Genomic DNA, 26,134 nt, shown 5'->3' on the forward strand with positions numbered 1-26,134 from the left:
TGGCGAACCGAAAACTGACGGTCGATCAGCTGATAGCACCGCGTCACGTTTTCCCGTCGCCAGCCTCTTCCTACCTGCCGGTAACTTCGCTACAGTGACCGGCACGCACCACCGCCGGGCTTCGGGAGCCGCACCGGCGGGCGTCGCACGTCTCGCGTGCGGCCGGGTGTCATCGCACGGTCCGCCGGTGATCCACCGCGTCGGGCCTGCCTTCAGCCGGGGCCGCGTGCCCCGAGTCACGCCACCTCGCGGTCCGGCCAGAGCGGACTGGCCGCCGTCGAGCGCGTACCAGCACCGAGCACCAAGCGCCGAGCTCCGTCGTCCCAGACACCGCCAAGCGCCCGTCCCGCAAGCCCAGCGCGGCGCCAAGTGCGCCGGCAGCCAAGCACATCGCCGAGCAAGTGCACCGCGAACCACGTGCACCGCCAAGCGCATCCAGAAAGCGCACCAAGAAAGCGCACCAGCAAGCGCACCGCCGGCCGCCCCGAGCGCGCGCCGGTGCTCCACGCCTCCCTCACGCGCCACCGCGCCACCACCCGCCCGCCCCGCCCGGCCGTCGCCCCGGCCGCGTTCGCCGACCCCCTGATCACACCGTGCCCTGATCACACCGTGCTCAGGCCCTTCGGCCTCCCCGAAAGGACCAGCAACGATGCAGGCTCCCGAGACCGCAACCACCGAAAGCGCCGCAACTCCCGAAGGCAGCACCCCCTTCCCCACCGTCGCCGTGGTCGGCGTGGGCACCATGGGTGCCGGAATCGCCGTCGCCGTGGCCCGCTCCGGCCGCCGGGTGATCGGCATCGAGGCCGACGGTGCGGCCGCCGCCAAGGCCCTGGCCCGGATCGAGGAGGCCACCGCGCACGCCGTGGCCCGCGAGCGGCTGACCGCCGAGGAGCGCACCGCCGTGCTCGCCCGGATCACCGTCGGCGAGCAGCTGTCCGCCGCCGCCGAGGCCGACCTGGTGATCGAGGAGATTCCCGAGCAGCTGGAGCTCAAGCGCGAGCTGTTCGCCGAGCTGGACCGGATCTGCCCGCCGGAGACGGTGCTGGCCACCGGCACCACCTCGCTCTCGGTGACCCGGATCGCCGCCGCCACCGGCCGCCCGGAGAAGGTGCTGGGCCTGCACTTCTTCAACCCGGTGCACGCGATGAAGCTGGTCGAGGTGGTGCGCAGCGTCCTCACGTCCCCTCAAGTTGCCGAGCAGGCCGCCGAGTTCGCCCGCGAGCTGGGCAAGGAGCCGGTGGCGGCGGGTGACCGGGCCGGCTTCGTGGTCAACGGGCTGCTCTTCGCCTACCTCAACCAGGCCGCCGCGATGTTCGAGTCCCGCTACGCCACCCGGGAGGACATCGACGCCGCGATGCGGCTGGGCTGCGGCCTGCCGATGGGCCCGCTGGCGCTGCTCGACCTGATCGGCCTGGACACCGCCCGCACCGTGCTGGAGGCGATGTACGAGCAGTCCAGGGACCGGCTGCACGCCCCGGCGCCGATCCTCGGCCAGCTGGTCTCGGCGGGCCTGCTGGGCCGCAAGACCGGCCGCGGTTTCTACAGCTACGAGGCGCCCGGCTCGTCCCGGGTGGTGGCCGAGCCGAGCAGCGGCGCGGCGGCCCGGGTCGCCGGGCGCCCGGTGCACGGGGTCGGCGTCTGCGGTTCGGGCACCATGGCCACCGGCATCGCCGAGGTCTTCGCCAAGGCCGGCCACCCGGTCACCCTGGTCGCCCGCAGTCAGGAGAAGGCGGACCGGGCCAAGGCCCAGCTCGCCAAGTCGCTCGACCGCTCGGTGGCCAAGGGCCGGCTGACCGCGGAGCAGCGCGACACCACCCTGGGCCTGGTCACCGCCAGCGGTTCGCTGGCCGACCTGAACCAGGCGGACCTGGTGCTGGAGGCCGTGGCCGAGGATCTGGCGGTCAAGCGGGAGCTGTTCGCCACCCTGGACAAGATCGCCAAGCCGGGCGCGGTGCTGGCCACCACCACCTCCAGCCTGCCCGTGATCAGCTGCGCCACCGCGACCTCGCGGCCGCAGGACGTGATCGGGATGCACTTCTTCAACCCGGCCCCGGCGATGAAGCTGGTCGAGGTGGTCTCCACGGTGCTGACCGCCCCGGAGGTCACGTCGACCGTGCTGGAGCTGTGCGGCGGGATCCGCAAGCACCCGGTGGAGTGCGGCGACCGGGCCGGGTTCATCGTGAACGCGCTGCTCTTCCCGTACCTGAACGACGCGGTGCGGATGCTGGAGGAGCACTACGCGACGGTGGACGACATCGACACCGCGATGAAGCTCGGCTGCGGCTACCCGATGGGCCCCTTCGAGCTGCTGGACGTGGTCGGCCTGGACGTCTCGCTGACCATCGAGCGGGTGCTGCACCAGGAGTTCCGGGAGCCGGGGCTGGCCGCCGCACCGCTGCTGGAGCACCTGGTGGCGGCGGGCTGCCTGGGCCGCAAGACCGGTCGCGGGTTCCGCGACCACGCCCGCCGGTGAGCGGGGGCGGGCCGGCGGGGGTGCCGGCACCTGACTCCGAGCGTCCCCACCCGTTCTGGGTGAACGGCGCCGGGGCCCGACCGCTGCCCCGGACCGGGGCTGAGCGGGCCCGGGGGGCGTGTAGCGTTCCAGGCATGGACCGGGAACAGTCATCCGCTGAGCAGGACCTCCGTACCGTCGACAACGGGCCCGGCAGCCGCCGGGCGGCGGCGCAGCGGCAGCAGATGCGCCAGGACCTGGCCACCGCGGCGATGGAGCTGTTCGCCACCCAGGGGTACGAGGAGACGACGGTCGATCAGATCGCCGCCGCCGCCGGGGTGGCCCGGCGGACCTTCTTCCGGTACTTCCGGTCCAAGGAGGAGGCGATCTTCCCGGACCACGACGACACCCTGGTGCGGGTGGCCGACCTGCTGGCCAGCGCCGAGCCGGAGGAGCACCCGCTGGACGTGGTGTGCCGCGGCATCAAGGAGGTGCTGCGGATGTACGCCTCCACGCCCGGGGTCTCGGTGGCCCGTTACCAGTTGATCCGTCAGGTGCCGGCGCTGCGGGAGCGGGAGATCGCGGTGGTGTCCCGCTACGAGCGGCTCTTCACCCGCTACCTGCTGGGCCGGTTCGACGCCTCGGACAGCATTCCGCCGGGCTGGCAGCACGGCGGGGACGACGACTCGATGCTGGCCGAGGTATCGGCGGCGGCCGTGGTCGCGGCCCACAACCACGTGCTGCGGCGCTGGCTGCGGGCCGGCGGGCACGGGGACGTGGAGGCGCAGCTCGACCACTCCTTCGAGGTGATCCGCGGGACCTTCTGGGCGACCCCGCCGAGCGGGGTGCGGCGCCGTGGCACTGCTGTGACACCCAGTGCCAGTGGGAATGGCACGCTGCCTGGTGATCTCGGGGTCGCCAGCGCACTGAGTGCCACCCCTGGCGGTGAGGTGCTCATCACAGTGGCCCGGACCGATGCCCCGCTGGACGTCGTGCTGGACAGCATCAAGGCCGCCTTCAACCGATAAGGGCAGCAAAACCGCAGGTCAGAAGGCCCGTCACGGCAATCGTGGCGGGCCTTTCCGCGTCCCTGCCAACACCCGGAACAGGCGCGGGAATACGCCAAAAATCATGGCACCCAGTGTCTTTACGAGTGGCACAGGGTGCCAGTAGCTTGTTACTCACCAGTCGCGGCGCCGCGGCTCCCCACCTCGGCGCGCCGTCGTCCGGCGTCCCCACACCCCGGGGACGAACCCACCAGGCCAACCCACCCAATCCCACTGCGTAGCCGGTGTCCGCTCCCGGCTCCCCCAGACGCCCTGTGCGCCCTCACACAGGTACGCCTTCGGAGGCAGCCATGAAGGAAATCCTCGACGCGATCCTCAGCGCCGACAGCACGTCCGCGGACTTCGCCGCGCTCAAGCTCCCCGAGTCCTACCGGGCGGTCACGCTCCACAAGGACGAGGAGCAGATGTTCGCCGGCCTGGAGAGCCGCGACAAGGACCCGCGCAAGTCGCTCCACCTGGACGACGTGCCGCTGCCCGAACTCGGCCCCGGCGAGGCCCTGGTGGCCGTGATGGCCAGTGCCGTCAACTACAACACCGTCTGGTCCTCGATCTTCGAGCCGGTCTCGACCTTCGGCTTCCTGGAGCGCTACGGCCGACTCTCGCCGCTGACCAAGCGCCACGACCTGCCGTACCACGTCGTCGGCTCCGACCTGGCCGGCGTGGTGCTGCGCACCGGCGCCGGGGTCAACGCCTGGAAGCCGGGCGACGAGGTGGTCGCGCACTGCCTGTCCGTGGAGCTGGAGAGCCCCGACGGCCACAACGACACCATGATGGACCCGGAGCAGCGGATCTGGGGCTTCGAGACCAACTTCGGCGGCCTCGCCCAGCTGGCGCTGGTGAAGACCAACCAGCTGCTGCCCAAGCCCAAGCACCTCACCTGGGAGGAGGCCGCCTCCCCCGGTCTGGTCAACTCCACCGCCTACCGCCAGCTGGTGTCGCGCAACGGCGCCGGCATGAAGCAGGGCGACAACGTGCTGATCTGGGGCGCCAGCGGCGGCCTCGGCTCCTACGCCACCCAGTACGCGCTGGCCGGCGGCGCCACCCCGATCTGTGTGGTCTCCAACGACCAGAAGGCCGAGATCTGCCGCGCCATGGGCGCCGAGGCGATCATCGACCGCAGCGCCGAGGGCTACAAGTTCTGGAAGGACGAGCACACCCAGGACCCGCGCGAGTGGAAGCGCCTGGGCGCCAGGATCCGCGAGTTCACCGGCGGCGAGGACGTGGACATCGTCTTCGAGCACCCGGGCCGCGAGACCTTCGGCGCCTCGGTCTACGTGACCCGCAAGGGCGGCACCATCGTCACCTGCGCCTCCACCTCCGGCTACATGCACCAGTACGACAACCGCTACCTGTGGATGTCGCTCAAGCGGATCGTCGGCTCGCACTTCGCCAACTACCGCGAGGCCTTCGAGGCCAACCGCCTGATCGCCAAGGGCAAGATCCACCCGACCGTCTCCAAGGTCTACTCGCTGGAGCAGACCGGCCAGGCGGCCCTGGACGTGCACCACAACAAGCACCAGGGCAAGGTCGGCGTGCTCTGCCTGGCCCCGCAGGAGGGCCTGGGCGTGCGCGACCACGAGCTGCGCGAGAAGCACCTGCCGGCGATCAACCTGTTCCGCGAGCTTGACGAGCGGACCATCAAGCCCAGCCGGGACATCTGAGATGACGGACCGTCAGAAGCGCGACCGCCCCTGGCTGATGCGCACCTACGCCGGCCACTCCACGGCGGCGGACTCCAACGCGCTCTACCGGCGCAACCTGGCGAAGGGCCAGACCGGCCTCTCGGTCGCCTTCGACCTGCCCACCCAGACCGGCTACGACTCGGACCACGTGCTGGCCCGCGGCGAGGTCGGCCGGGTCGGCGTGCCGGTCGGCCACATCGGCGACATGCGGACCCTGTTCGACGGGATCCCGCTGGAGCAGACCAACACCTCGATGACCATCAACGCCACCGCCATGTGGCTGCTGGCGCTCTACCAGGTGGTCGCCGAGGAGCAGGGCGCGGACATCGCCAAGCTGACCGGCACCACCCAGAACGACATCATCAAGGAGTACCTGTCGCGCGGGACGCACGTCTTCCCGCCCGGCCCCTCGGTGCGGCTGATCACCGACATGATCGCCTACACCGTGGCCGGCATCCCCAAGTGGAACCCGATCAACATCTGCAGCTACCACCTGCAGGAGGCCGGGGCCACTCCGGTGCAGGAGATCGCCTTCGCGATGTGCACGGCGATCACCGTGCTGGACGCGGTGCGCGACTCCGGCCAGGTGCCGGCCGAGCGGATGGGCGAGGTGGTCGGCCGGATCTCCTTCTTCGTGAACGCGGGCGTCCGGTTCGTCGAGGAGATGTGCAAGATGCGGGCCTTCGCCCAGCTCTGGGAGAAGGTCACCCGCGAGCGCTACGGCATCAAGGACCCCAAGCAGCGCCGGTTCCGCTACGGCGTGCAGGTCAACTCCCTCGGCCTGACCGAGGCCCAGCCGGAGAACAACGTCCAGCGGATCGTCCTGGAGATGCTGGCCGTCACCCTCTCCAAGGACGCCCGCGCCCGCGCCGTCCAACTCCCGGCCTGGAACGAGGCGCTGGGCCTGCCCCGGCCCTGGGACCAGCAGTGGTCGCTGCGCATCCAGCAGGTGCTGGCCTACGAGTCGGACCTGCTGGAGTACGGCGACATCTTCAACGGCTCCGAGGTGATCGAGGCCAAGACCGCCGAGCTGCTGGCCGGCGCGGAGGCGGAGATCGCCAAGGTGCTGGAGCAGGGCGGGGTGGTCGCGGCCGTCGAGTCCGGCTACCTGAAGTCCGCACTGGTCGCCTCGCACGCCGAGCGGCGGGCCCGGATCGAGGCCGGCGAGGACAAGATCGTCGGCGTGAACTGCTTCGACACCACCGAGGAGAGCCCGCTCACCGCCGACCTGGACACCGCCATCATGGTGGTGGACCCGGCCAGCGAGCAGGCCGTGCTCGACAACCTCAAGCAGTGGCGGGCCGACCGTGACGAGGCGGCGGCGCAGCAGGCGCTGACCGAGCTGAAGCGGATCGCGGCCACCGAGCGGAACCTGATGGACGCCACCCTGGCCTGCGCCCGGGCCGGGGTGACCACCGGCGAGTGGGCCTTCGCGCTGCGCGAGGTGTTCGGCGAGTACCGGGCGCCCACCGGGGTCGGCGGCGCGCCGATCGCGGTGGCCGCCGAGCCGGGCGGCGAGCTGGCCCGGGTGCGGGCCAAGGTCACCGCCACCGCCGCCGAGCTGGGCACCGCCAAGCTGCGGCTGCTGGTCGGCAAGCCGGGCCTGGACGGGCACTCCAACGGCGCCGAGCAGATCGCGGTGCGAGCCCGCGACGCCGGCTTCGAGGTGGTCTACCAGGGGATCCGGCTGACGCCGGAGCAGATCGTCTCGGCGGCCGTCGCCGAGGACGTGCACTGCGTGGGGCTGTCGATCCTCTCCGGCGCCCACCCCGAGCTGGTTCCGGACGTACTGCAGCGGATGAAGCGGGCCGGGGTGGAGGATGTGCCAGTGATCGTCGGTGGCATCATCCCCGCTGCGGACGCCGAGGCCCTGCGGGCCGCCGGTGTCGCCGCGGTCTTCACCCCGAAGGACTTCGGCATCACCACCATCATCGGCCGGATCGTCGACGAGATCCGCACGGCCAACCATCTCGGCCCTTACCAGGAAGAGACCCTCGCCCAATGACGAACGCCCACCCGTCGCCCGCCACCACCCTTGCAACGAGCGGCTCCGCCGCCACCCCTAATCGCCTTCGCCCCCGCCGCTCCTGCCTGGCGGTGCCGGGCAGCAACCCGCGCTTCCTCGAGAAGGCCCAGGGCCTGCCCGCCGACCAGGTCTTCCTGGACCTGGAGGACGCCTGCGCCCCCGCCGTCAAGGAGAGCGCCCGGCTCAACATCGTCGACGCGCTGAACAACGGCGACTGGGGCAACAAGACCAAGGTGGTCCGGGTCAACGACTGGACCACCCACTGGACCTACCGTGACGTGATCACCGTGGTCGAGGGCGCCGGGCCGAACCTGGACTGCATCATGCTGCCCAAGGTGCAGGACGCCGAGCAGGTCAAGGCGCTGGACCTGCTGCTCACCCAGATCGAGAAGACCATGGGCTTCGAGGTCGGCCGGATCGGCATCGAGGCGCAGATCGAGAACGCCAAGGGCCTGATCAACGTCGACGCGATCGCCACCGCCTCGCAGCGCGTGGAGACCATCATCTTCGGCCCGGCCGACTTCATGGCCTCGATCAACATGAAGTCGCTGGTGGTCGGCGAGCAGCCGCCCGGCTACAACGCCGACGCCTACCACTACATCCTGATGCGCATCCTGATGGCGGCCCGCGCCAACGACCTGCAGGCGATCGACGGTCCGTACCTGCAGATCCGCAACCAGGAGGGGTACCGCGAGGTGGCCGGCCGCTCGGCCGCGCTGGGCTTCGACGGCAAGTGGGTGCTGCACCCGGACCAGGTCGCCGCCGCCAACGAGATCTACTCGCCCTCGCAGGAGGACTACGACCACGCCGAGTTGATCCTGGACGCCTACGACTGGTGCACCTCGGAGGCCGGCGGCTTCAAGGGCTCGGCGATGCTCGGCGACGAGATGATCGACGAGGCCAGCCGCAAGATGGCGCTGGTGATCTCCGGCAAGGGCCGCGCCGCGGGCATGCAGCGCACCTCCAAGTTCGAAGCCCCGGAGGCCTGATCATGCAGTTCGGACGCACCTACGAGGAGTTCGAGGTCGGCGCGGTCTACAAGCACTGGCCCGGCAAGACGGTCACCGAGTACGACGACCACCTCTTCTGCCTGCTCACCATGAACCACCACCCGCTCCACATGGACGTCAACTATGCGGAGAACACCACGGACTTCAAGAAGAACGTGGTGGTGGGCAACTACATCTACTCGCTGCTGCTCGGCATGTCCGTCCCGGACGTCTCCGGCAAGGCGATCGCCAACCTGGAGATCGAGTCGCTGCGGCACGTGGCGCCGACCTTCCACGGCGACACCATCTACGGCGAGACCACGGTGCTCGACAAGTGGCCCTCCAAGTCCAAGGACGACCGGGGCATCGTCTACGTCGAGACCAAGGGCTACAAGCAGGACGGCACGGTCGTCTGCATCTTCCGCCGCAAGGTGATGGTGCCGACCGAGACCTACATCAAGGCGCGGGGCGGCGAGCAGCCGGGCCGCCCGACGCCGCTGTCCTGACCCCTCCGATACCCCCGGGGGCGGGCGCCGTCATCGCCCGAGCCTCCGGTCACGGGGGCGCTGCGAATGTCACGCTTCGCGGCGCCCCCGGCCCCTCGCCCACCCGTCGCCCGCCACCGCCCTTCCAAGGGCGCGCTGCGCGCGACACCCCGCCCACCCGTCGCCCGCCACCGCCCTTCCAAGGGCGCGCTGCGCGCGACACCCCGCCCACCCGTCGCCCGCCACCGCCCTTCCAAGGGCGCGCTGCGCGCGACACCCCGCTTTTTCCCTCAGAGACTTACGGAGCCGCACGATGGGACGCCTCGCACAGACCGACGGCCTCACCGAGATCCAGCGGGACATCCTCGCCACCGTGCGGGAGTTCGTCGACAAGGAGATCATCCCGGTCGCCACCGAGCTGGAGCACAAGGACGAGTACCCGACCGCCATCGTCGAGGGCATGAAGCAGCTCGGCCTGTTCGGGCTGACCATCCCCGAGGAGTACGGCGGCCTCGGCGAGTCGCTGCTCACCTACGCCCTGGTGGTCGAGGAGATCGCCCGCGGCTGGATGTCCGTCTCCGGCATCGTCAACACCCACTTCATCGTGGCGCACATGATCAACGCGCACGGCACCCAGGAGCAGAAGGACTACTTCCTGCCCAAGATGGCGGCCGGCGAGATCCGCGGCGCCTTCTCGATGTCCGAGCCGGCGCTGGGCTCCGATGTCGCCGCGATCTCCACCAAGGGCGTCAAGGACGGGGAGTTCTACGTCCTCAACGGCCAGAAGATGTGGCTGACCAACGGCGGCAGCTCCACCCTGGTCGCGGTGCTCTGCAAGACCGACGAGGGCGGCAGCACCCCGTACAAGAACATGACCACCTTCCTGATCGAGAAGACGGCCGGTTTCGGCCCGAACCCGACGGTCCCCGGCCTGACCGTGCCCGGCAAGATCGAGAAGATGGGTTACAAGGGCGTCGACACCACCGAGCTGGTGCTCCAGGACGTCCGGATCCCGGCGGACCGGATCCTCGGCGGGGTCCCCGGCCGCGGCTTCTACCAGATGATGGACGGCGTCGAGGTCGGCCGGGTCAACGTGGCCGCCCGGGGCTGCGGCGTCGCCCGCCGCGCCTTCGAGCTGGGCATCGCCTACGCCCAGCAGCGCACCACCTTCGGCAAGAAGATCGCCGAGCACCAGGCGATCCAGTTCAAGCTGGCCGAGATGGCCACCAAGGTCGAGGCCGCCCACCAGATGATGGTGATGGCAGCCCGCAAGAAGGACAGCGGCCAGCGCAACGACCTCGAGGCGGGCATGGCCAAGTACCTCGCCTCCGAGTACTGCAAGGAGGTCGTGGAGGACGCCTTCCGGATCCACGGCGGCTACGGCTTCTCCAAGGAGTACGAGATCGAGCGGCTCTACCGGGAGGCCCCGATGCTGCTGATCGGTGAGGGTACGGCGGAGATCCAGAAGATGATCGTGGGTCGCCGTCTGCTGGAGGAGTACAAGCTGGCCGAGTAGGCCACATCCGGCCCCTGAGCAGGGCGCCTACGGGTCCCGGCGACGACCGCGCCGGGGCCCGTGCGCAGTGCTGGGACAGGGCTGAGAGAAGACTCACTGATCTTGACCGACCCCTTGGGAACCGCTCCGGGGCCCGCTACGGTCGTATACATAGCGCGTGCACTCCGGCACGGCAGGAGTCAGTTGAACGAGCAGGCGGGTTGCCCACCCACCACCTGCTCCCGATAGCATCCACCGGGACAGCAGCTGTCCCCTTCTCACCCGATCCCCGCGGTGGCCACCCTCTCGGTCGGCCATGATCCCCCGCGACGAAGGTCTTCGATGCCCATCAGCCCGTCCCCTCACTCCTCCGTCACGGAGCGCGATCCCTTCGCTCCCGAGACGGCCGGTCGGCGACCCCGCGTGACCATCGCGCGCGGAGCCACCCCCTGGTTCGTCCCGACCCTGGCCACCGCCGCCCTGACCACCGCTCTCACCAAGCGGAACGGCAAGTGGGCGCTGGCCGCGGTACCGGCCTGCGCGCTCAGCGCGGGCATGCTGTGGTTCTTCCGCGACCCGGAGCGTGAGATCGGCACCGGCAGAGTGATCTCGCCGGCCGACGGCGTGGTGCAGAGCATCGACGCCTGGCCGGACGGCCGGACTCGGGTCGCGATCTTCATGAGCCCGCTGAACGTGCACGTCAACCGGGCCCCGCTGCCCGGCACGGTGACCTCCGTCGAGCACATCGCCGGCGGCTTCGTGCCCGCCTTCAACAAGGACAGCGACCGCAACGAGCGGGTCGTCTGGCACTTCGACACCGAGATCGGCGACATCGAGATGGTGCAGATCGCGGGCGCCGTGGCGCGCCGCATCGTGCCGTACGTCCCGGCCGGTACCAAGGTCGAGCAGGGCGAGCGGATCGGTCTGATCCGCTTCGGCTCCCGCGTCGACACCTACCTGCCGGCCGGCGTCGAGGTGGGCGTCACGGTCGGCCAGAAGACGACGGCGGGGGTGACACGCCTTGACCGTGACTGATCCCGAAACCCTGGTGGGCATCGACGACTCGGAGGAGACCGAGCTGCGTCGGCGCCGCTGGGCGCGCGACCGCGAGCTGCGCGCGCCCCGTCCGCCGCAGGCCCTGTCCACGGCCGACTTCCTGACCCTGGGCAATGCGGTCTGCGGCTTCCTGGCGATCTACTCCGTCACCACCAACATGCTGATCCCGCACATCACCGGGAGCAGCAGCGGTGGTGGCACCATGCGGCACGGCGCGGCCACCGCGGTGACGCTGCTGCTGCTCGGCGCGATGTGCGACCTGTTCGACGGCCTGGTGGCCCGCAAGCTGCGGGCCTCGGCGCTCGGCGCGGAGCTGGACAACCTGGCCGACCTGATCAGCTTCGGCATCGCGCCGGCCTACTTCGTCGCGGTCTGGGGCATCGTCTCGCCCGGCTCCAACCAGGGCCTGTCCGCGTTCATCGCGCTCACGGTGCTGCTAGCGGTGGTGCTGCGGCTGGCCCGGTTCTCGGCCGTCAAGATGCGCCCCGGGGTCTTCCAGGGCATGCCCTGCCCGATGGGCGCCCTGACGGTGATCGCCATCGTGCTGCTCGACCCGCCGTTCCTGCCCGGTCTGCTGGCGATCTTCGGCGTGGCCTACCTGATGGTCAGCCAGGTCGAGTACCCCAAGCCGCAGGGTCTGCTGGCCACCGCCACGCTTGGCTGGATCGTGGTCTCGATCGGCTGCCTGGCCGCCTGGGCCGCCGGTCTGCCCGGCGGCGACGTGCTGATGCACATCGGCGCCTTCGCGCAGATCGCGCTGGCCGCGATGGCACCGCTGCTGGTGATCCGCCGCAAGGTCGGCCAGAAGGTCGGCGATGTGCGGGCCCGCCGTGCGGAGTCCCGCGGCTGCTGAGCCGCCCGTAGCAAGCCCGAGGGCCCCGGAACGATCCCGTTCCGGGGCCCTCGGTGTTTCTCCGCTCTGATGGGCCGTCAGGCCCCGCCACGGGGCTCGCCTCAGGTCCGGCCGCGGCGCCTGTCGCGGTTCCGCGCAGCGGTGGACGCTTCAGGCCCCACCGCGGTGCACGCTGAACGCCGAGCGGCGGGCCGCCCGGGCGACGGCCGGGTCGGGGTGCACCGAGGAGACGGCGGTGAGCACCGAGGCGGCCCGCGGGTGCCCCGACTGCCGGGCCCGGGCGAACAGCCGCACCGGGTCGCCCGCACTGGCGCCCTCGACATGGCCGACCAGCAGCTCGGTCTCGCCGTGGTCGAGCACCGCCGCGGCGGTGTCCACCCAGAGCCAGGCGGCGTCCTCGGCGCTCAGCACGTCCGAGGGGATCACCCCGCCCTCGTCCAGTTGCTCGGCCAGCCACAGCAGCGCGTAGGGGCGCAGCACCGGCTCGTCCACGGCGGAGCGCACCACCTGTTCGGCGGTACCGCCGGCCACCCGCAGCGCCTCGAAGGCCAGGCCGCGCAACAGGGCGTCCTCGCCGCGGGCGACCTCGAGCAGCTCGGCCACCGCGCGGTCCACCGGCCGGGCCGCCACCCAGGCGCGGTACTCGGCCCGGGCCGGGCCCGGGGTGTAGTTGGCGCAGGCGTCCAGCAGCTCCAGGGCGCTCTGCTCGATGTGCCCGGCAGCGGTCTGGGCGACGGTGCAGATCTCCTCCAGCTTGGCCCGCACCGCCCAGTGCCCCAGCGGGGAGAGCTCGGCGGCGGCGTCCCGGCGGACCACGGCGCCGACGGCGGTCAGCCCGTCCAGCATCCAGTCCAGCACGGCGGCCACGTCGGACACGGACGGCGGGGTGTCGATCTGCGGCTCCCGGCAGGTGCCGCGCACCGCGGAGACGGCCGAGGCGGCGTGCGGGACCGGGGAGAGCGCGGCGAACTCGCCGCCGCCGCGCCGCCGCTCGTCCAGGCCGCGGCGGAGCAGCTCCATCAGCTCGCCGTCGGCGACCGGACCGTCCACCAGGTGCAGGAAGGAGAGCAGCTGCGGCGCCTGGTCGACGGCCTGGCCGGCCAGCAGCGCGAAGACCCCGCGCAGCGCGGCCGGCGGCACCGGGGCGAGCAGCGTCCAGGCGTCGAACAGCGCGGACCAGCCGCGCAGCACCGCCTCGTCGTCGTGCTCCCAGGCGTGCAGCCGCCAGCCCGGGGCGGCGCCGCCGTCCCGGGGCTCGATCAGGCCGACCATCAGGGCCTGTCCCCAGGCCTTGGCGGCGGCGCCGACGGTCATGGCGAGGGCCCGCCCGGCGGCCCGGGCGTCGTCGGGCAGCAGCTCGCCGCGCTTGTCGACGGCTTCGAGCTCGCCGGCCCAGCGGGCGATCCGTACTGCGTCGGCCAGCATCCGGCGGGCCAGCGGCGCCAGCTCGCCGGGGCCGGGGAAACCGTCGGGCACCGGGACCCGGCCGCGCCCGGGGGCGGGCTTGGGGGTGCGTCGGCGGTTGGCGGAGCGGCCCGGCTGGGCGCCGTCGGCACGGCGGGCCGTGCCGGGTAGACGGGTCACCGTCGCGCCGGTGCCCGTGGTCGGCGGGAGCGGGGCATCACGGTCGCGCGGATTCCGAGACGTCACGCCGTGCAGTCTTCCCCGTGTACGGGGCGGTTGTCACATCGAGTTCGGCGCGTCTTGTACAGAAGCAGGTTGCGCGGGGCCGTGACTCGGGGCAAGAGCGGCCAAACCGGGCCTCCCGGCGGCCGGTGATCTGTGCACGACAGTAGTGGGTGGAACCGAACGTGGTCAAGGGGTCACCCAACGCGCGCGGACCGCAGGGGGTTCGGGGCTCAGCGGCGCGGAGCCGGGACGGGACCCAGCGGATCGGGGCGCAGAGGATCGGGGCTCAGAGGATCGGGGTGAGGAAGCGCCGCAGCAGTTCCTCGTAGCGGGCCGGATCGGCGTTCCAGAGCCCGGCGTGGCCGGCCCCCGGGAAGGCGTGCAGGGAGACCAGATCGCTTCGGCGGTCGGCCAGCCGCTCGGCGTCCCGGAACGGCGCCACGCCGTCCTGCGGGCTGGCCAGCAGCAGGGCCGGGGCCGCCAGGTCGGTGCCGTCGGTTATCCGCGCCAGGCCCGCCAGGTCGACGCCGGTGCGCCCCTGTGCGGCCCAGGCGCCCAGTTGCCCGGCCACCGCCCCGGCGCCCGCCCTGGCCGCCACCCCGCGCACCGAGGCGGCCGGCTCCAGCACCGGCGAGTCCAGCACCAGGGCGGCCAGGTGCTCCCGGAGGTCGGAGCGGGCGGCGGTCTGCAGCACCGTGGTCGCGCCGACCGACCAGCCGTACAGCACGATGCGGCCGGCCCCGGCCTCCTTGGCGAACCGGATCGCCGCGTCCACGTCCCGCCACTCGGTCTCGCCGAAGTGCCCGATGCCGTCCGGCGAGGCGGGCGCACCCTGGTCACCCCGGTAGCTGGCCACCAGCGCCGGCAGCCGCAGCCGCTGCAGCACCGGCAGCACCGGGAGGGCCTGCCGGCGGTCGGCCAGCGCGCCGTGCACCAGGATCACCCAGGTGCCGCGCACCGCCGGCACGTACCAGGCGGGCAGCCCGCCCAGTTCGCCGTCGACCACCACGTCCATGTAGTCCAGGCCGCAAGCGGAGCCCGGGTCGCCGCGCAGCACCCGGTTGCTGAGCTCCACCTCGGCGCCGTCGGCCGGCGGGCTGCCGGCGGACCGCTCGATGCGGCGGGTGACCGTCTGCGGGTCGGTGGCCAGGACGTCGCCGACCACGGCGTGGCCGCCGGGCCAGTCCAGGGCGTAGATGCCGCGCCGGCCGCTGTCCACCGTCCGGGTCAGGGTCACCTCGTGGGCCGTCATCCGGTGCACCCGCAACGCCGGCTCGGCTATGACCGGCCCGTGCTCTGCCGTCTCCGGACGCAGTGCGAGGTCGGAGACCCGGCGGCCGACCAGCAGCACGGCCGCACCCGCTCCGGCGACGACGGTGGCGGCCGCGGCAAGGACGGTTCCCCAACGCATGGCTCTCCCCGGTGGTGACGACGGCTGCGGACGTCACCAGTTCACCCCGGAGCGCCCGAACCCGCCACCGCAGCACGGCAGCCCGCACGGACCTTGGCATGACGCGCTCCCGCGCCACCGGCCGCGATCTCCCCCCCCCGGGCCCGAACAGCCACCCCGGCACCGCCCGTAGCAGTGCCGCCCGCACGGACCTCGGCATGACGCGCTCCCGCGCCACCGGCCGCGATCTCCCCCCGGGCCCGAACAGCCACCCCGGCACCGCCCGTAGCAGTGCCGCCCGCACGGACCTCGGCATGACGCGCTCCCGCGCCACCGGCCGCGATCTCCCCACCCAGCCCGAACGGCCACCCCGGCACCCTCGGCCCGGCGCGGCCGTAGCCGTGCCCCCCCGTAACGGTGGCGACCGTCGGCCCGCTGATCGCGGCGCCCGGCGCCGGCTTCGCCGTCGGGCCGGCCGGGGCCGCCGATCAAGCAGACCGCATGGCTCGGGCGCGGGCTGCGCCGGGCGGGCGTCGCGGAGGGCTGGTTGACGCCCGGAGAGCGGGCGTGATGGGATCGCTGGGCCATACGGAGGCATAGGAGAGGAAGCCCGGTGCGAATCCGGCGCGGTCCCGCCACTGTCACCGGGGCGCGGCAGGTCGGCCGCCCCGGGAGCCAGGAACTCTCGCCCCCGTTACGTCGATCCGGGGCGCGGACCCTGAGTGAGGACACGCTTCGATGCAGCGCGCCGTCGCTGGCTATGCCTGCGGCGCGGTGGCCGGCTATGCCGCCGACGCCGTGTTCGCCGACCCTCGACGCGGTCACCCGGTGGCCGCGTTCGGCCGGGCCGCGACCGCCCTGGAACGCGCGCTCTGGCGCGACCACCGCGGCGCCGGCGCCCTGCACACCGCGCTAGCGGTGGGCGCGGTGGCCACCGGGGCGGCGCTCCTGGAGCGCGGTGCCGGGCCCGCCCGCCGGGCCGCCAATGCCGCGCTGGCCACCTGGACGGTGCTCGGCGGCACCTCGCTGACCCGGGAGGCCCGCACCATCGGCGGCCATCTGACGGCCGGTGACCTGACGGCGGCCAGGGAGCGGCTGCCGCATCTGTGCGGGCGGGACCCGAGCGGCCTGGACGAGCAGCAGATCGCCCGCGCGGTGGTGGAGTCGGTGGCCGAGAACACCGCGGACGCCGTGGTCAACGCCCTGGTCTGGGGCGCACTGGCGGGCTCCCCCGGGCTGCTGGCGTTCCGGGCGGTGAACACCCTGGACGCGATGGTGGGCCACAAGTCGCCGCGCTACCGCCGGTTCGGCTGGGCGGCGGCCCGGCTGGACGATGTCGCGGGCTGGCCGGGCGCCCGCCTGGCGGCGCTGCTCGCGGTGGCCGCCGCCGAGGACCGCGGGCGGGCCTGGCGGATCTGGCGGCGGGACGGTTCGGCGCACCCGAGCCCCAATGCGGGTCAGGCCGAGTCGGCGTTCGCGGGTGCGCTCGGTGTGCGGCTCGGCGGCACCCTGCAGTACGGAACCCGCGTCGAGCACCGCCCGGTGCTGGGCGCCGAGCAGCGCCCGGTGGCGGTCGGCGACATCGAGCGGGCCTGTCAACTGTCGCGCCGCATTGGGTTGTTGGCACTCACCAGCACGGTATTGACACGCACGGTGGTGGCCCGCGCGCTGTGGAAGGGACGTCGATGAGCAACGCGATCCTGATCGCCGGCACCACCTCGGATGCCGGCAAGAGCGTGGTGACCGCCGGGATCTGCCGCTGGCTGGTCCGGCAGGGCGTCAAGGTGGCGCCGTTCAAGGCGCAGAACATGTCGCTCAACTCGATGGTCACGGCGGACGGCGCCGAGATCGGCCGGGCCCAGGTGATGCAGGCGCAGGCCGCCCGGGTCGAGCCGGAGGCGGCGATGAACCCGGTGCTGCTCAAGCCCGGCGGCGACGGGCGCAGCCAGGTGGTACTGCTGGGGCGCCCGGTCGCGGAGGTCGGCGCACTGGACTACCGGGAGCGCAAGCCGTATCTGCTGGAGCGTTCGCTGGAGTGCCTGGCCGATCTGCGCCGCCGGTTCGACGTGGTGGTGTGCGAGGGCGCGGGCTCACCGGCCGAGATCAACCTGCGGGACCGGGACATCGCCAACATGGGCCTGGCCCGGGCCGCCGAGCTGCCGGTGCTGGTGGTCGGCGACATCGACCGCGGCGGGGTGTTCGCCGCGATGTACGGGACGCTGGCGCTGCTCAGCCCCGAGGACCAGCGGCTGGTGGCGGGCTGGCTGGTGAACAAGTTCCGCGGTGACGCCCGGCTGCTGAAGCCCGGCCTGGACATGCTGCACGAGCTGACCGGCCGTCCGGTGCTGGGCACCCTGCCGATGCTGGCCGACCTGTGGCTGGACGCGGAGGACTCGCTGGACCTGACCACGGCCGTGGAGCGCGGCGCGACGGCCGGTCCGCACGGCCGGGACGTGCTGCGGGTGGCGGTGCTGCGGCTGCCCCGGCTGTCCAACTTCACCGACGTGGACGCGCTGGCCCAGGAGCCCGGGGTGCTGGTGCGCTGGGCGACGCGGCCCGAGGAGCTGGCGGACGCCGATCTGGTGGTGCTGCCGGGCACCCGGGCGACGGTGGCGGACCTCGCCTGGCTGCGCGAGCGTGGCCTCGAACAGCCGCTGCGGGAGCGGGCGTTGGCGGGTCGGCCGGTGCTCGGGGTGTGCGGCGGCTACCAGATGCTGTCCCAGCGGATCACCGACTCGGTGGAGTCGGGGGCCGGCGTGGTCGACGGGCTCGGGCTGCTGCCGGTGCGGGTGGAGTTCCAGGTCGAGAAGACGCTCGGGCGGCCGGTCGGCGAGGCGTACGGCGAGCGGGTCGAGGGCTACGAGATCCACCACGGGGTGGCCCGGGTGGACGGCGGCGAACCCTTCTTGGACGGCTGCCGGGTGGGTGCCGTGTGGGGCACCACCTGGCACGGGGCGCTGGAGAACGACGGGTTCCGCCGGGCCTTCCTGCGCGAGGTCGCGGCGCTGGCCGGACGGGACTTCACGCCGGCGCCCGGCACCTCGTTCGCGGCGGCCCGGGAGGCCCGGCTGGACCGGCTGGGGGATCTGATCGAGGAGCATGCCGACACCGACGCGCTGTGGCGGCTGATCGAGGGCGGGGTGGACGGCGCCCTGCCGTTCGTTCCGCCGGGGGCTCCGACGGCGCGTGCTGTGGAAGGTGACCTGCTGTGAGTGACGTCCGATATCCGTTCACCGCGATCGTCGGCATGGCCGATCTGCGACTGGCGCTGCTGCTGAACGCGGTCTCGCCGGCGGTCGGCGGCGTGCTGGTGCGGGGTGAGAAGGGCACCGCGAAGTCGACGATGGTGCGGGCGCTGGCCGGACTGCTGCCGTCGATCGCGGTGGCCGACGGGTGCCGGTTCGCCTGCGACCCGGCGGCACCCGATCCGCAGTGCCCGGACGCGCCGCACTCCGCCGGCTCCCATGACCGGCCGGCCCGGCTGGTGGAGCTGCCGGTCGGCGTCACCGAGGACCGGATCGTCGGCTCGCTGGACCTCGAGCAGGCGCTCGCCCAGGGCGTGAAGGCGTATGAGCCGGGGCTGCTGGCCCAGGCGCACCGCGGTGTGCTCTACATCGACGAGGTCAACCTGCTGCAGGACCACGTGGTCGACCTGCTGCTGGACGCGGCGGCGATGGGGCGCTCCTACGTGGAGCGCGAGGGCGTCTCGGTGCGGCACGCGGCGCGGTTCCTGCTGGTGGGGACGATGAACCCGGAGGAGGGCGAGCTGCGGCCGCAGCTGCTCGACCGGTTCGGGCTCACCGTGGAGATCGCGGCCACCCGGGATCCGCAGGAGCGGGCCGAGGTGGTGCGGCGGCGGCTGGCGTACGACGCGGACCCGGAGGGCTTCGCGGCCGACTACCGGGACGCCGAGCAGGAGCTCGCTCAACGGATCGGCGCGGCGCGGGAGTTGCTGCCGTCCGTGGTGCTTGGCGATGCGGCGCTGCGTCAGATCACCGCGGTCTGCGCCGCCTTCGAGGTGGACGGGCTGCGCGCGGACATCGTGATGGCCCGCGCCGCCGTCGCCCTGGCCGCCTGGGCGGGCCGCACGGCGGTGGCGGAGGAGGACGTCCGCAAGGCCGCGCAGCTGGCCCTGCCGCACCGTCGCCGCCGCAACCCGTTCGACGCGCCCGGGCTGGACGAGGAGCAGTTGGACCGGACGCTGAGCGAGCACAGCGAGCCCGACACCGACCCGGACAACGAGCCCGACGACGACCCGGACGGCGAAGGGCCGGGCGACGGCGGCCCGGACGGCGGGGGCCCCGGCGGGGCTCCGGAGCCGTCCGACGGCGGGGTGCCCGACACCGCGTCGACCGAGGAGCTCCAGGAGGCCGGCCCCAAGCTGCCCGCGCCCGGCGGCGCCCCCGCCCGCGAGTCCACCCCCGTGGCGGCCGGCGAGCCGTACCGCACCCGCCTGTTCAAGGTCCCCGGCACCGGCCACGGCACCCAGGGCCGCCGCTCCCCCGCCGAGACCGACGGCGGCCACACCATCCGGGACCGCCGCCCGCAGGGCGCCCTCACCCGGCTGCACCTCTCGGCCACCCTGCGCGCCGCCGCCCCGCACCAGCGGGCCCGAGGCCGCTCGGGCCGGTCCCTGGTGCTGCGCTCGGACGACTTCCGCGAGCAGGTGCGCCGCGGCCGCGAGTCCAACCTGGTGCTCTTCGTGGTGGACGCCTCCGGCTCGATGGCCGCCCGGCAGCGGATGACCGCCGTCAAGGGCGCCGTGCTGTCGCTGCTGATGGACGCCTACCAGCGCCGCGACAAGATCGGCATGATCACCTTCCGGGGCAGCGGCGCCGAGCTGGCGCTGCCGCCCACCTCCTCGGTGGAGGTCGGCGCCGCCCGCCTGGAGCGGCTGCCCACCGGCGGCCGCACCCCGCTGGCCGCCGGCCTGCTGCGCGCCCACGAGGTGCTGCGGCTGGAACGAGTGCGCGACCCGCTGCGCCGCCCGCTGCTGGTGGTGGTCACCGACGGCCGGGCCACCGGCGGCCGCACCGCGCTCGCCGAGGCCGGCCGGGCCGCCGCTCTGCTGGCCGCCCACGGCACCGCCGCCGTGGTGCTGGACTGCGAGTCCGGCCCGGTCCGGCTCGGCCTGGCCCGTACCCTGGCCACCCAGCTGAACGCCAACGCCGTCTCCCTGGACGAGCTGCGTGCCGAGGGCGTGGCCGCCCTGGTGCACGCCCACCGCCCCTCCACCTCACGAAAGGCAGCGTGATCCCCGTGCCGCAGGGCCAGCCCGAGGTCGTCCCCGACGACGGCCTGACCACCCGTCAGCGCCGCAACCAGCCGATCACCGCCGTGCACACCGGGCCGGGCAAGGGCAAGTCGACCGCCGCCTTCGGCATGGCGCTGCGGGCCTGGAACCAGGGCTGGCCGATCGGGGTGTTCCAGTTCGTCAAGTCCGCCAAGTGGAAGGTGGGCGAGGAGAACGCGCTGAAGGTGCTGGGCGCCTCCGGTGAGGGCGGCAGCGTCGCCTGGCACAAGATGGGCGAGGGCTGGTCCTGGGTGCAGCGCGACCTGGAGTCCAGCGAGGAGGCCGCCAAGGAGGGTTGGGAGCAGGTCAAGCGCGACCTGGCCGCCGAGAGCTACCGGCTGTACGTGCTGGACGAGTTCACTTACCCGATGAAGTGGGGTTGGGTGGACGTGGCCGAGGTGGTCGAGGTGCTGCGCAACCGCCCGGGCAACCAGCATGTCGTGATCACCGGCCGGTACGCGCCCGAGGCGCTGCTCGAACTGGCCGATCTGGTCACCGAGATGACCAAGGTGAAGCACCCGATGGACGCCGGCCGCAAGGGCCAGCGCGGGATCGAGTGGTAACTCCCCGACCGCCCTACCGGTAAGGCTCTGACGCACGTGCACCTCCCCCGGCTCGTCATCGCCGCCCCCTCCTCGGGGGCCGGCAAGACCACCGTCGCCACCGGCCTGATGGCCGCGCTCACCGCGCGCGGCCTGGCCGTCTCCCCGCACAAGGTGGGCCCGGACTACATCGATCCGGGCTACCACGCGCTGGCCACCGGCCGCCGCGGGCGCAACCTGGACGCCTTCCTGTGCGGCCCGGAGCGGATCGAGCCGCTGCTGCGCCACGGTGCGGCCGGGGCGGACATCGCGGTGATCGAGGGCGTGATGGGGATGTTCGACGGCGCCTCCGGGCGTGGCGAGTTGGCCTCCACCGCGCAGGTCGCCAAGCTGCTGCGGGCGCCGGTGGTGCTGGTGGTGGACGGGTCCTCGCAGTCCCGCTCGGTGGCGGCCCTGGTGCACGGCTTCGCCACCTGGGACCCGCAGGTGCGCCTGGCGGGGGTGATCCTCAACCGGGTCGCCTCCGACCGGCATGAGCAACTGCTGCGCGAGGCACTGGAGGAGGGCGCCGGGGTGCCGGTGCTGGGCGCGGTGCGGCGCACCGCCGCCGTGGCCACCCCGAGCCGGCACCTGGGCCTGGTGCCGGTGGTGGAGCGCTCGGCGGCGGCCCTGCAGGCGGTCGCCGACATGGCCGAACTCATCGCCGCCTCGGTGGACTTGGAAGCGGTGCTGGCACTGGCCCGGTCCGCCCCGCCGCTCACCGCCGCCCCCTGGGACCCGACCGCCGAGGTCGCCCGGGTCACCACCACCGCCCCCCGGATCGCGCTGGCCGCAGGCAGAGCCTTCTCGTTCAGCTACGCCGAGAACGCCGAACTGCTGGCCGCCGCCGGCGCCGAGGTCGTCCCGTTCGACCCGCTGCACGACCAACGGCTTCCTGATGGCACGTCAGGTCTGGTGATCGGCGGCGGCTTTCCCGAGGTATACGGGGAACAGCTCAGCGCCAACGGCGAGTTGCGGTCGGCGATCGCCGAACTCGCCGCCACCGGTGCGCCGATCGCCGCAGAGTGCGCCGGACTCCTGTATCTGGGGCGGGAGTTGGACGGCCATCCGATGTGCGGCATCCTGGGCGCCACGGCCCGGATGACCGAGCGGCTCACCCTGGGCTACCGCGAGGCGGTCGCCCTGCACGACAGCCCGCTGGCCCCCGCCGGCACCCGGGTGCGCGGCCACGAGTTCCACCGCACCGCCTGCACCCCGGGCGCCTCCCCCGCCACCCCCGCCTGGGCCTGGCGCTCCCCCGCCAACGCCACCGTCACCGAGGGCTTCACCACCGCGAACGTGCACGCCTCCTACCTGCACCTGCACTGGGCCGGCGCCCCGCAACTGGCGGAGCGGTTCGTGCGGGCGGTCGGCCGGATCCCGCTTTACCTGGACGATCAAGGACGGTAAGAAGTACCTCGCTCCGGCCTCACTCCGGAGCAGGAACTGTCCGAGGGGGACATCATCAACACACCCAGACGACTCGTCGGCACGGCGGTGGCCGCCGTGCTCGCCTTCACCGGCCTGACGGTCTCGGCCGGCGCGGCCCACGCGGACGCCACCAGCTGCGTGACCGACACCACCGGCACCCCGACGCTCACGCCGATCAACGCGCTCGGCCCGGGCCAGAGCGCCACCAGCCCGAACACCATCTCCACCTACCAGGGGCGGGTGGCGAAGAACCCGGTCACCAAGCTGGTCATGCAGACCGACGGCAACCTGGTCCTCTACCTGCTCACCCAGACCGGCGGCCAGGGCCCGGCCGTGTGGAGCAGCGGCACCTGGGGCCACCCCGGCGCGCACGCCGTCTCCCAGTCCGACGGCAACTTCGTCGTCTACGACAGCAGCGGGCAGGCGCTGTGGAGCTCGGGCACCTGGGGCCAGAGCGGCACCGCCGGCCTGCTGAGCACCGGTGGGCTTCGGGCCGGCGATCCCCACAACTTCAAGGTGTGGTACTCCCAGGGCATCGAGCAGCAGTCCCAGTGGTGCCCGACGAGCACCCAACTGCCGGGGACCGAGGGAACCGACCTCACCTTCATCACCCCCGGCTGCTTCCTGCAGTCGGCCAACGCCTGGTTGGTGCTGCAGTCCGACGGCAACCTGGTGATCTACCGCAAGCGGGACAACGCCCAGCTCTGGAGCAGCGGCACCAGCGGCACTTACTACCCCCACCTGCAGCTGCAGGCCGACGGCAACCTCGTCCTCGCCGGTCCGGGCGGGAACCCCTACTGGTCCGCCGGCACCTACTACCACGCCGGTGACCGCGCCGTCTTCCAGAGCGACGGCAACTTCGTCGTCTACGACAAGAACGGCACCGCGCTGTGGTCCACCAACACCTGGCTGACCGCTAACCAGTGACCGACACTCAGGGCCCTGTCCGCCGCGTGGCGGACAGGGCCCTGAAGCCTCTCAGCGGCCGGTGATGGAGCCGCCGTCCAGGTGGAAGACCTGTGCGGTCAGGTGGCCGGCGGCCGGAGAGGCAAGGAAGAGGGTGGTGGCGACCACGTCGTCGGGGTGGCCGGCGCGCTTGTTGAGGGACTGGGCCACGTTGTAGGCCAGGCGCTGGGCGGGGATGCCGTCGGGGCCGAAGAAGTCGGTGTCGCTGATGTAGCCGGGGGCGATGACGTTGGCCGTGATGCCCTCGGGGCCGACCTCCTGGGCCAGCGAGAGGTTCCAGTTCTCGATGGCGGCCTTGGCGGCGCCGTAGGAGCCGCTGCCGCCGCGGTGGGCGGCGATCGAGCTGAAGTTGATCACCCGGGCGCCGGGGTTCAGCCGGTCGCGCAGGGCCGCGGTGACCAGCACGGCGGTGAAGAGGTTGGCGTCCAGGTTGGCCTGCCAGCGCGCGGCGAGCCCGGCCAGGCCGGGCTGCGGGGTGAGCGGCGCGCTGGTGCGGTCGCGGTTGCCACCGGCATTGTTGACCAGGACGTCGACCCGCTCGGGCAGGTCCGCCAGCGCCGCCTCGACCTGCGCCGGGTCGGCGGCGTCGAAGGCGACGGCCCGCACGTTCGCACCCAGCTCGGCGGCGGCCTGGTCGAGCACGTCCTTGCGGCGGCCGGTGATCACCACCTGGTCGCCCTGTGCGGCGAAGGCCGCCGCGATGGCCTTGCCGAGCCCCGTGCCGCCACCAGTGACGATGATCTGACGCATGCTGCGCCACTCCCCTCGTTTAGACCTAAACGCCACTGGCACACTAGCACCATGAGTGCACCTGAAGAAGATCTTGCCGAGCGGATCGCCAGTGCCTGGCAGCGGGAGCGACCCGGGCTGCCGGTGGGGTCGATCCGGATCCTGACCCGGATCCGGCAGGCCGCCAAGCTGCTGACCGACGACCGGCGCCGCACCCTGGCCCTGGTCGCCATGGACGCCGCCACCCTGGACCTGCTGAGCACGCTGCGCCGGGCGGGTGCGCCGTACTGCCTGCCCACCCGCGAGCTGGCGGCCCGCTCGCTGATCTCCGCGGGGCGGTGACCCAGCGGGTGGACCGCGCCGAGGCCGCCGGGCTGGTCGAGCGCCTGCCGCCCGAGCCGGTCGGCCGGGCGGTGCCGGTGCGGCTCACCGAGGCCGGGCGCCTCGCCGTGGACGCCGCGGTCGGCGACCTGCTGCACCACGAGCAGCAGCTGGTGGACCAGGCGCTGAACGCCGACGAGCAGGCGGACCTCGCCCGCCTGCTCGCCAAGTTCCTTGCCAGGATTCAGAACTGATGGATCATCAGTTCCAGATGCCGGTGATGTCGGAGGCGGTGGCCGCGTTGCCCGCGTGGCCGGTCAGCCCGGCCAGGTCCTCCAGGGTGCGCAGCACGTTGTAGTGGTTGTAGGTGGCGGTGGCACTGCTGCCCGGGATCACGTGCTGGCCGTAGACCAGGGTCGGGATGTGGTTGGCGGAGGTGGTGCTGTCGTCCTCGTCGAAGGTGACCACCAGCAGGCTGTTGTGGGTCTGCGCCCAACTGGCGTATGCGCCGAGGTGGTTCTTGACCCAGGAGTCGCCGGTCTTGATCGAGCAGTCGTGCATGTCATCGCAGAGGTTCGGGATGACGAACGACTCCTTGGGCAGCTTCGTGTAGTCGGTCGGGAACTGCGCGAAGGTGTCGGCGGTGTTCAGCGGGACGTTGGCGAAGCCGAACCACGGGTTGTGCTTCTGGGCGTACTCACCGCTGCTGCAGACGGTCGAACCCTGGCTGGGCAGCGACTCGTTGTAGCTGAGCCAGCTCTTTCCGGCGGCCAGCAGCTCGGAGCCCAGGTTGGGCGTGGTCAGCGACTGGACGCCGATGCAGCTGTCGTCGGTGCGGCCCTGGGTGCTGCCGGAGAACAGCGCGTAGTAGTTGGGCTCGCTCGGGTGCGTGATGGCGTACGAGTTGGTGAGGTTGGCGCCGCCGGCCTTGAGGGTGCCGTTCAGGTACGGGGCGCTGGAGCTGCCGATGATCTGCGAGTAGCCGTGGTTCTCCAGGACCACCACGATCACATGGTCGGGGCGGGCAGCCCGGCGGTGGTCGCATGGCCGGCGGGGGTGGCCTGGGCGCAGCCGGCGCCCGCGGTCAGAGCGGTCAGGGCGGCGGCGGCCAGCGCGGTCAGGGCGCGGCGGGGCAGGGTGGTCATGGCTGATCCTCCGTACGAGGGGACGCATCAGGGAGAACGTGCCGAACTGTGCGGAGCCTACGAGCTCCATGGTGGCATGGACAGCACAGGCCACATGAAGAAGCGAGGAACGGCACACCACCATCGATTGACTCGTGTTCACGCACCGTGATGGGATTTCCCGGCCTGGAGGAAGGAACAACGCGGTGAGCAGCGAAAACGCGGTTGGCGTGGTGGTAGGGGTCGGCGCGAGCGCCGGGGTGGCGGCTTCGGAGGTGCTCACCCTGATCACCGAGGTGCTGGCCGAGGCGGCGCTGCCGGCGAACGCCGTACGGCTGCTCGCCACCGTGGAGGCCCGCGCCACCGAACCCGGACTGCTCGGCACCGCACGGCAGTTGGGGGTGCCGCTGGTCGGGCATCCGGCCGCCGAGCTGGCCGCGGTGGCGGTGCCCAACCCGTCCCCGGCGGTGCTGGCGGCCAGCGGCACCCCGAGCGTGGCAGAGGCGGCGGCGCTGCTCGGCGGCGGCGAACTGCTGGTCGCCAAGCGGAAGTCGGCCCGGTCGAC

Annotated in this window: 20 protein-coding genes, 2 pseudogenes and 1 riboswitch; of the genes and pseudogenes, 18 read left to right on the plus strand and 4 right to left on the minus strand. The window is 72.6% G+C overall.

Annotated elements, in window-relative coordinates; translation table 11 throughout:
* The first annotated feature begins 649 nt into the window (after window positions 1-649).
* The 9 genes from E6W39_RS12975 (at window position 650) to E6W39_RS13020 (ending at window position 12,105) form a co-directional block, all read left to right on the plus strand.
* Window positions 650-2,473, plus strand: a complete 1,824-nt coding sequence (locus tag E6W39_RS12975; RefSeq protein ID WP_141633691.1) for a 3-hydroxyacyl-CoA dehydrogenase family protein — start codon at window positions 650-652, stop codon at window positions 2,471-2,473.
* Between the two features lie 134 nt (window positions 2,474-2,607).
* Window positions 2,608-3,480, plus strand: a complete 873-nt coding sequence (locus E6W39_RS12980) for a TetR family transcriptional regulator (protein WP_101382807.1) — start codon at window positions 2,608-2,610, stop codon at window positions 3,478-3,480.
* A gap of 329 nt (window positions 3,481-3,809) precedes the next feature.
* Window positions 3,810-5,180: a crotonyl-CoA carboxylase/reductase gene (ccrA, locus tag E6W39_RS12985; RefSeq protein ID WP_141633692.1), complete on the plus strand. Its 1,371-nt coding sequence runs from the start codon at window positions 3,810-3,812 to the stop codon at window positions 5,178-5,180.
* 1 nt (window position 5,181) lies between these two features.
* Window positions 5,182-7,206, plus strand: coding sequence for a protein meaA (locus E6W39_RS12990; protein WP_141633693.1), 2,025 nt, complete (start codon window positions 5,182-5,184; stop codon window positions 7,204-7,206).
* On the plus strand, window positions 7,203-8,216 hold the full coding sequence (locus E6W39_RS12995; RefSeq protein ID WP_141633694.1) for an HpcH/HpaI aldolase/citrate lyase family protein: 1,014 nt from the start codon (window positions 7,203-7,205) through the stop codon (window positions 8,214-8,216). Before E6W39_RS12990 ends, E6W39_RS12995 begins: the two co-directional genes overlap by 4 nt.
* A 2-nt stretch (window positions 8,217-8,218) precedes the next feature.
* Window positions 8,219-8,722 (plus strand): MaoC family dehydratase, encoded by a 504-nt coding sequence (locus E6W39_RS13000; protein ID WP_141633695.1) that lies wholly within the window; start codon window positions 8,219-8,221, stop codon window positions 8,720-8,722.
* 292 nt (window positions 8,723-9,014) lie between these two features.
* Window positions 9,015-10,217: an acyl-CoA dehydrogenase family protein gene (locus tag E6W39_RS13010; RefSeq protein WP_101382802.1), complete on the plus strand. Its 1,203-nt coding sequence runs from the start codon at window positions 9,015-9,017 to the stop codon at window positions 10,215-10,217.
* A 321-nt stretch (window positions 10,218-10,538) separates the two neighbouring features.
* A complete protein-coding gene (locus E6W39_RS13015) occupies window positions 10,539-11,231 on the plus strand; it encodes a phosphatidylserine decarboxylase (RefSeq protein WP_180356639.1) in 693 nt (230 codons plus the stop codon).
* A complete protein-coding gene (locus E6W39_RS13020; RefSeq protein ID WP_407658385.1) occupies window positions 11,218-12,105 on the plus strand; it encodes a CDP-alcohol phosphatidyltransferase family protein in 888 nt (295 codons plus the stop codon). The genes E6W39_RS13015 and E6W39_RS13020 overlap by 14 nt, the downstream gene beginning before the upstream one ends.
* A 150-nt stretch (window positions 12,106-12,255) precedes the next feature.
* On the opposite strand, the gene E6W39_RS13025 is transcribed toward E6W39_RS13020, so the two are convergent.
* Both E6W39_RS13025 and E6W39_RS13030 read right to left on the minus strand, forming a co-directional pair.
* Window positions 12,256-13,755 (minus strand): hypothetical protein, encoded by a 1,500-nt coding sequence (locus E6W39_RS13025; protein ID WP_228718128.1) that lies wholly within the window; start codon window positions 13,753-13,755, stop codon window positions 12,256-12,258.
* A gap of 265 nt (window positions 13,756-14,020) precedes the next feature.
* On the minus strand, window positions 14,021-15,145 hold the full coding sequence (locus E6W39_RS13030; RefSeq protein WP_141633697.1) for an alpha/beta hydrolase: 1,125 nt from the start codon (window positions 15,143-15,145) through the stop codon (window positions 14,021-14,023).
* Between the two features lie 538 nt (window positions 15,146-15,683).
* Window positions 15,684-15,829, plus strand: a riboswitch (cobalamin riboswitch).
* A 33-nt stretch (window positions 15,830-15,862) separates the two neighbouring features.
* Here E6W39_RS13030 and E6W39_RS13040 point away from each other — a divergent pair.
* From E6W39_RS13040 to E6W39_RS39330, 6 genes are all read left to right on the plus strand, one after another.
* On the plus strand, window positions 15,863-16,813 hold the full coding sequence (locus E6W39_RS13040) for a cobalamin biosynthesis protein (RefSeq protein WP_141633698.1): 951 nt from the start codon (window positions 15,863-15,865) through the stop codon (window positions 16,811-16,813).
* Window positions 16,810-18,336, plus strand: a complete 1,527-nt coding sequence (locus E6W39_RS13045; protein ID WP_141633699.1) for a cobyric acid synthase — start codon at window positions 16,810-16,812, stop codon at window positions 18,334-18,336. The genes E6W39_RS13040 and E6W39_RS13045 overlap by 4 nt, the downstream gene beginning before the upstream one ends.
* Before the next feature lie 35 nt (window positions 18,337-18,371).
* The gene (locus E6W39_RS13050) at window positions 18,372-20,378 is read left to right on the plus strand and encodes a putative cobaltochelatase (protein WP_267286749.1); all 2,007 of its coding nucleotides are present in this window, start codon (window positions 18,372-18,374) and stop codon (window positions 20,376-20,378) included.
* Window positions 20,379-20,383: 5 nt separating this feature from the next.
* Complete coding sequence (gene cobO / locus E6W39_RS13055; RefSeq protein ID WP_141637710.1) at window positions 20,384-20,980, plus strand: cob(I)yrinic acid a,c-diamide adenosyltransferase; 597 nt, start codon at window positions 20,384-20,386, stop codon at window positions 20,978-20,980.
* A 27-nt stretch (window positions 20,981-21,007) separates the two neighbouring features.
* Complete coding sequence (locus E6W39_RS13060) at window positions 21,008-22,408, plus strand: cobyrinate a,c-diamide synthase (RefSeq protein WP_141633701.1); 1,401 nt, start codon at window positions 21,008-21,010, stop codon at window positions 22,406-22,408.
* Window positions 22,409-22,504: 96 nt separating this feature from the next.
* Window positions 22,505-23,356, plus strand: a complete 852-nt coding sequence (locus tag E6W39_RS39330) for a hypothetical protein (RefSeq protein ID WP_181799251.1) — start codon at window positions 22,505-22,507, stop codon at window positions 23,354-23,356.
* Window positions 23,357-23,407: 51 nt separating this feature from the next.
* Here the strand turns inward: E6W39_RS39330 and E6W39_RS13070 are convergent, their stop codons facing one another.
* Window positions 23,408-24,145, minus strand: coding sequence for an SDR family NAD(P)-dependent oxidoreductase (locus E6W39_RS13070; protein ID WP_141633702.1), 738 nt, complete (start codon window positions 24,143-24,145; stop codon window positions 23,408-23,410).
* A gap of 51 nt (window positions 24,146-24,196) precedes the next feature.
* Here E6W39_RS13070 and E6W39_RS41505 point away from each other — a divergent pair, with 51 nt between their 5' ends.
* Together E6W39_RS41505 and E6W39_RS41510 are read left to right on the plus strand one after the other, a co-directional pair.
* Window positions 24,197-24,466, plus strand: coding sequence for a hypothetical protein (locus E6W39_RS41505; RefSeq protein ID WP_228718129.1), 270 nt, complete (start codon window positions 24,197-24,199; stop codon window positions 24,464-24,466).
* A complete protein-coding gene (locus tag E6W39_RS41510; protein ID WP_228718130.1) occupies window positions 24,463-24,699 on the plus strand; it encodes a MarR family winged helix-turn-helix transcriptional regulator in 237 nt (78 codons plus the stop codon). The genes E6W39_RS41505 and E6W39_RS41510 overlap by 4 nt, the downstream gene beginning before the upstream one ends.
* Window positions 24,700-24,706: 7 nt before the next feature.
* Here the strand turns inward: E6W39_RS41510 and E6W39_RS13080 are convergent.
* Window positions 24,707-25,590 (minus strand): annotated as a pseudogene (locus E6W39_RS13080) (alkaline phosphatase family protein).
* 254 nt (window positions 25,591-25,844) lie between these two features.
* On the opposite strand from E6W39_RS13080, the pseudogene E6W39_RS42920 reads away from it, so the two are divergent.
* Window positions 25,845-26,087, plus strand: a pseudogene (locus E6W39_RS42920) (cobalamin biosynthesis protein); the annotation flags it as partial.
* Window positions 26,088-26,134: the final 47 nt, after the last annotated feature.

This window comes from Kitasatospora acidiphila, from assembly GCF_006636205.1.
Classification (GTDB): Bacteria; Actinomycetota; Actinomycetes; order Streptomycetales; family Streptomycetaceae; genus Kitasatospora; species Kitasatospora acidiphila.

Excerpts from the sequence above, each read along its gene's own strand:
- E6W39_RS13045 (WP_141633699.1), top strand. The coding sequence starts at position 16,810 with ATGAGCAACGCGATCCTGATCGCCGGCACCACCTCGGATGCCGGCAAG.
- E6W39_RS13050 (WP_267286749.1), top strand. The coding sequence starts at position 18,372 with ATGGCCGATCTGCGACTGGCGCTGCTGCTGAACGCGGTCTCGCCGGCG.
- E6W39_RS12975 (WP_141633691.1), top strand. The coding sequence starts at position 650 with ATGCAGGCTCCCGAGACCGCAACCACCGAAAGCGCCGCAACTCCCGAA.
- E6W39_RS13010 (WP_101382802.1), top strand. The coding sequence starts at position 9,015 with ATGGGACGCCTCGCACAGACCGACGGCCTCACCGAGATCCAGCGGGAC.
- E6W39_RS13040 (WP_141633698.1), top strand. The coding sequence starts at position 15,863 with ATGCAGCGCGCCGTCGCTGGCTATGCCTGCGGCGCGGTGGCCGGCTAT.
- E6W39_RS41505 (WP_228718129.1), top strand. The coding sequence starts at position 24,197 with ATGAGTGCACCTGAAGAAGATCTTGCCGAGCGGATCGCCAGTGCCTGG.
- E6W39_RS13030 (WP_141633697.1), bottom strand. The coding sequence starts at position 15,145 with ATGCGTTGGGGAACCGTCCTTGCCGCGGCCGCCACCGTCGTCGCCGGA.
- E6W39_RS12980 (WP_101382807.1), top strand. The coding sequence starts at position 2,608 with ATGGACCGGGAACAGTCATCCGCTGAGCAGGACCTCCGTACCGTCGAC.
- E6W39_RS13000 (WP_141633695.1), top strand. The coding sequence starts at position 8,219 with ATGCAGTTCGGACGCACCTACGAGGAGTTCGAGGTCGGCGCGGTCTAC.
- E6W39_RS13015 (WP_180356639.1), top strand. The coding sequence starts at position 10,539 with ATGCCCATCAGCCCGTCCCCTCACTCCTCCGTCACGGAGCGCGATCCC.
- E6W39_RS13070 (WP_141633702.1), bottom strand. The coding sequence starts at position 24,145 with ATGCGTCAGATCATCGTCACTGGTGGCGGCACGGGGCTCGGCAAGGCC.
- E6W39_RS12990 (WP_141633693.1), top strand. The coding sequence starts at position 5,182 with ATGACGGACCGTCAGAAGCGCGACCGCCCCTGGCTGATGCGCACCTAC.
- ccrA (WP_141633692.1), top strand. The coding sequence starts at position 3,810 with ATGAAGGAAATCCTCGACGCGATCCTCAGCGCCGACAGCACGTCCGCG.
- E6W39_RS12995 (WP_141633694.1), top strand. The coding sequence starts at position 7,203 with ATGACGAACGCCCACCCGTCGCCCGCCACCACCCTTGCAACGAGCGGC.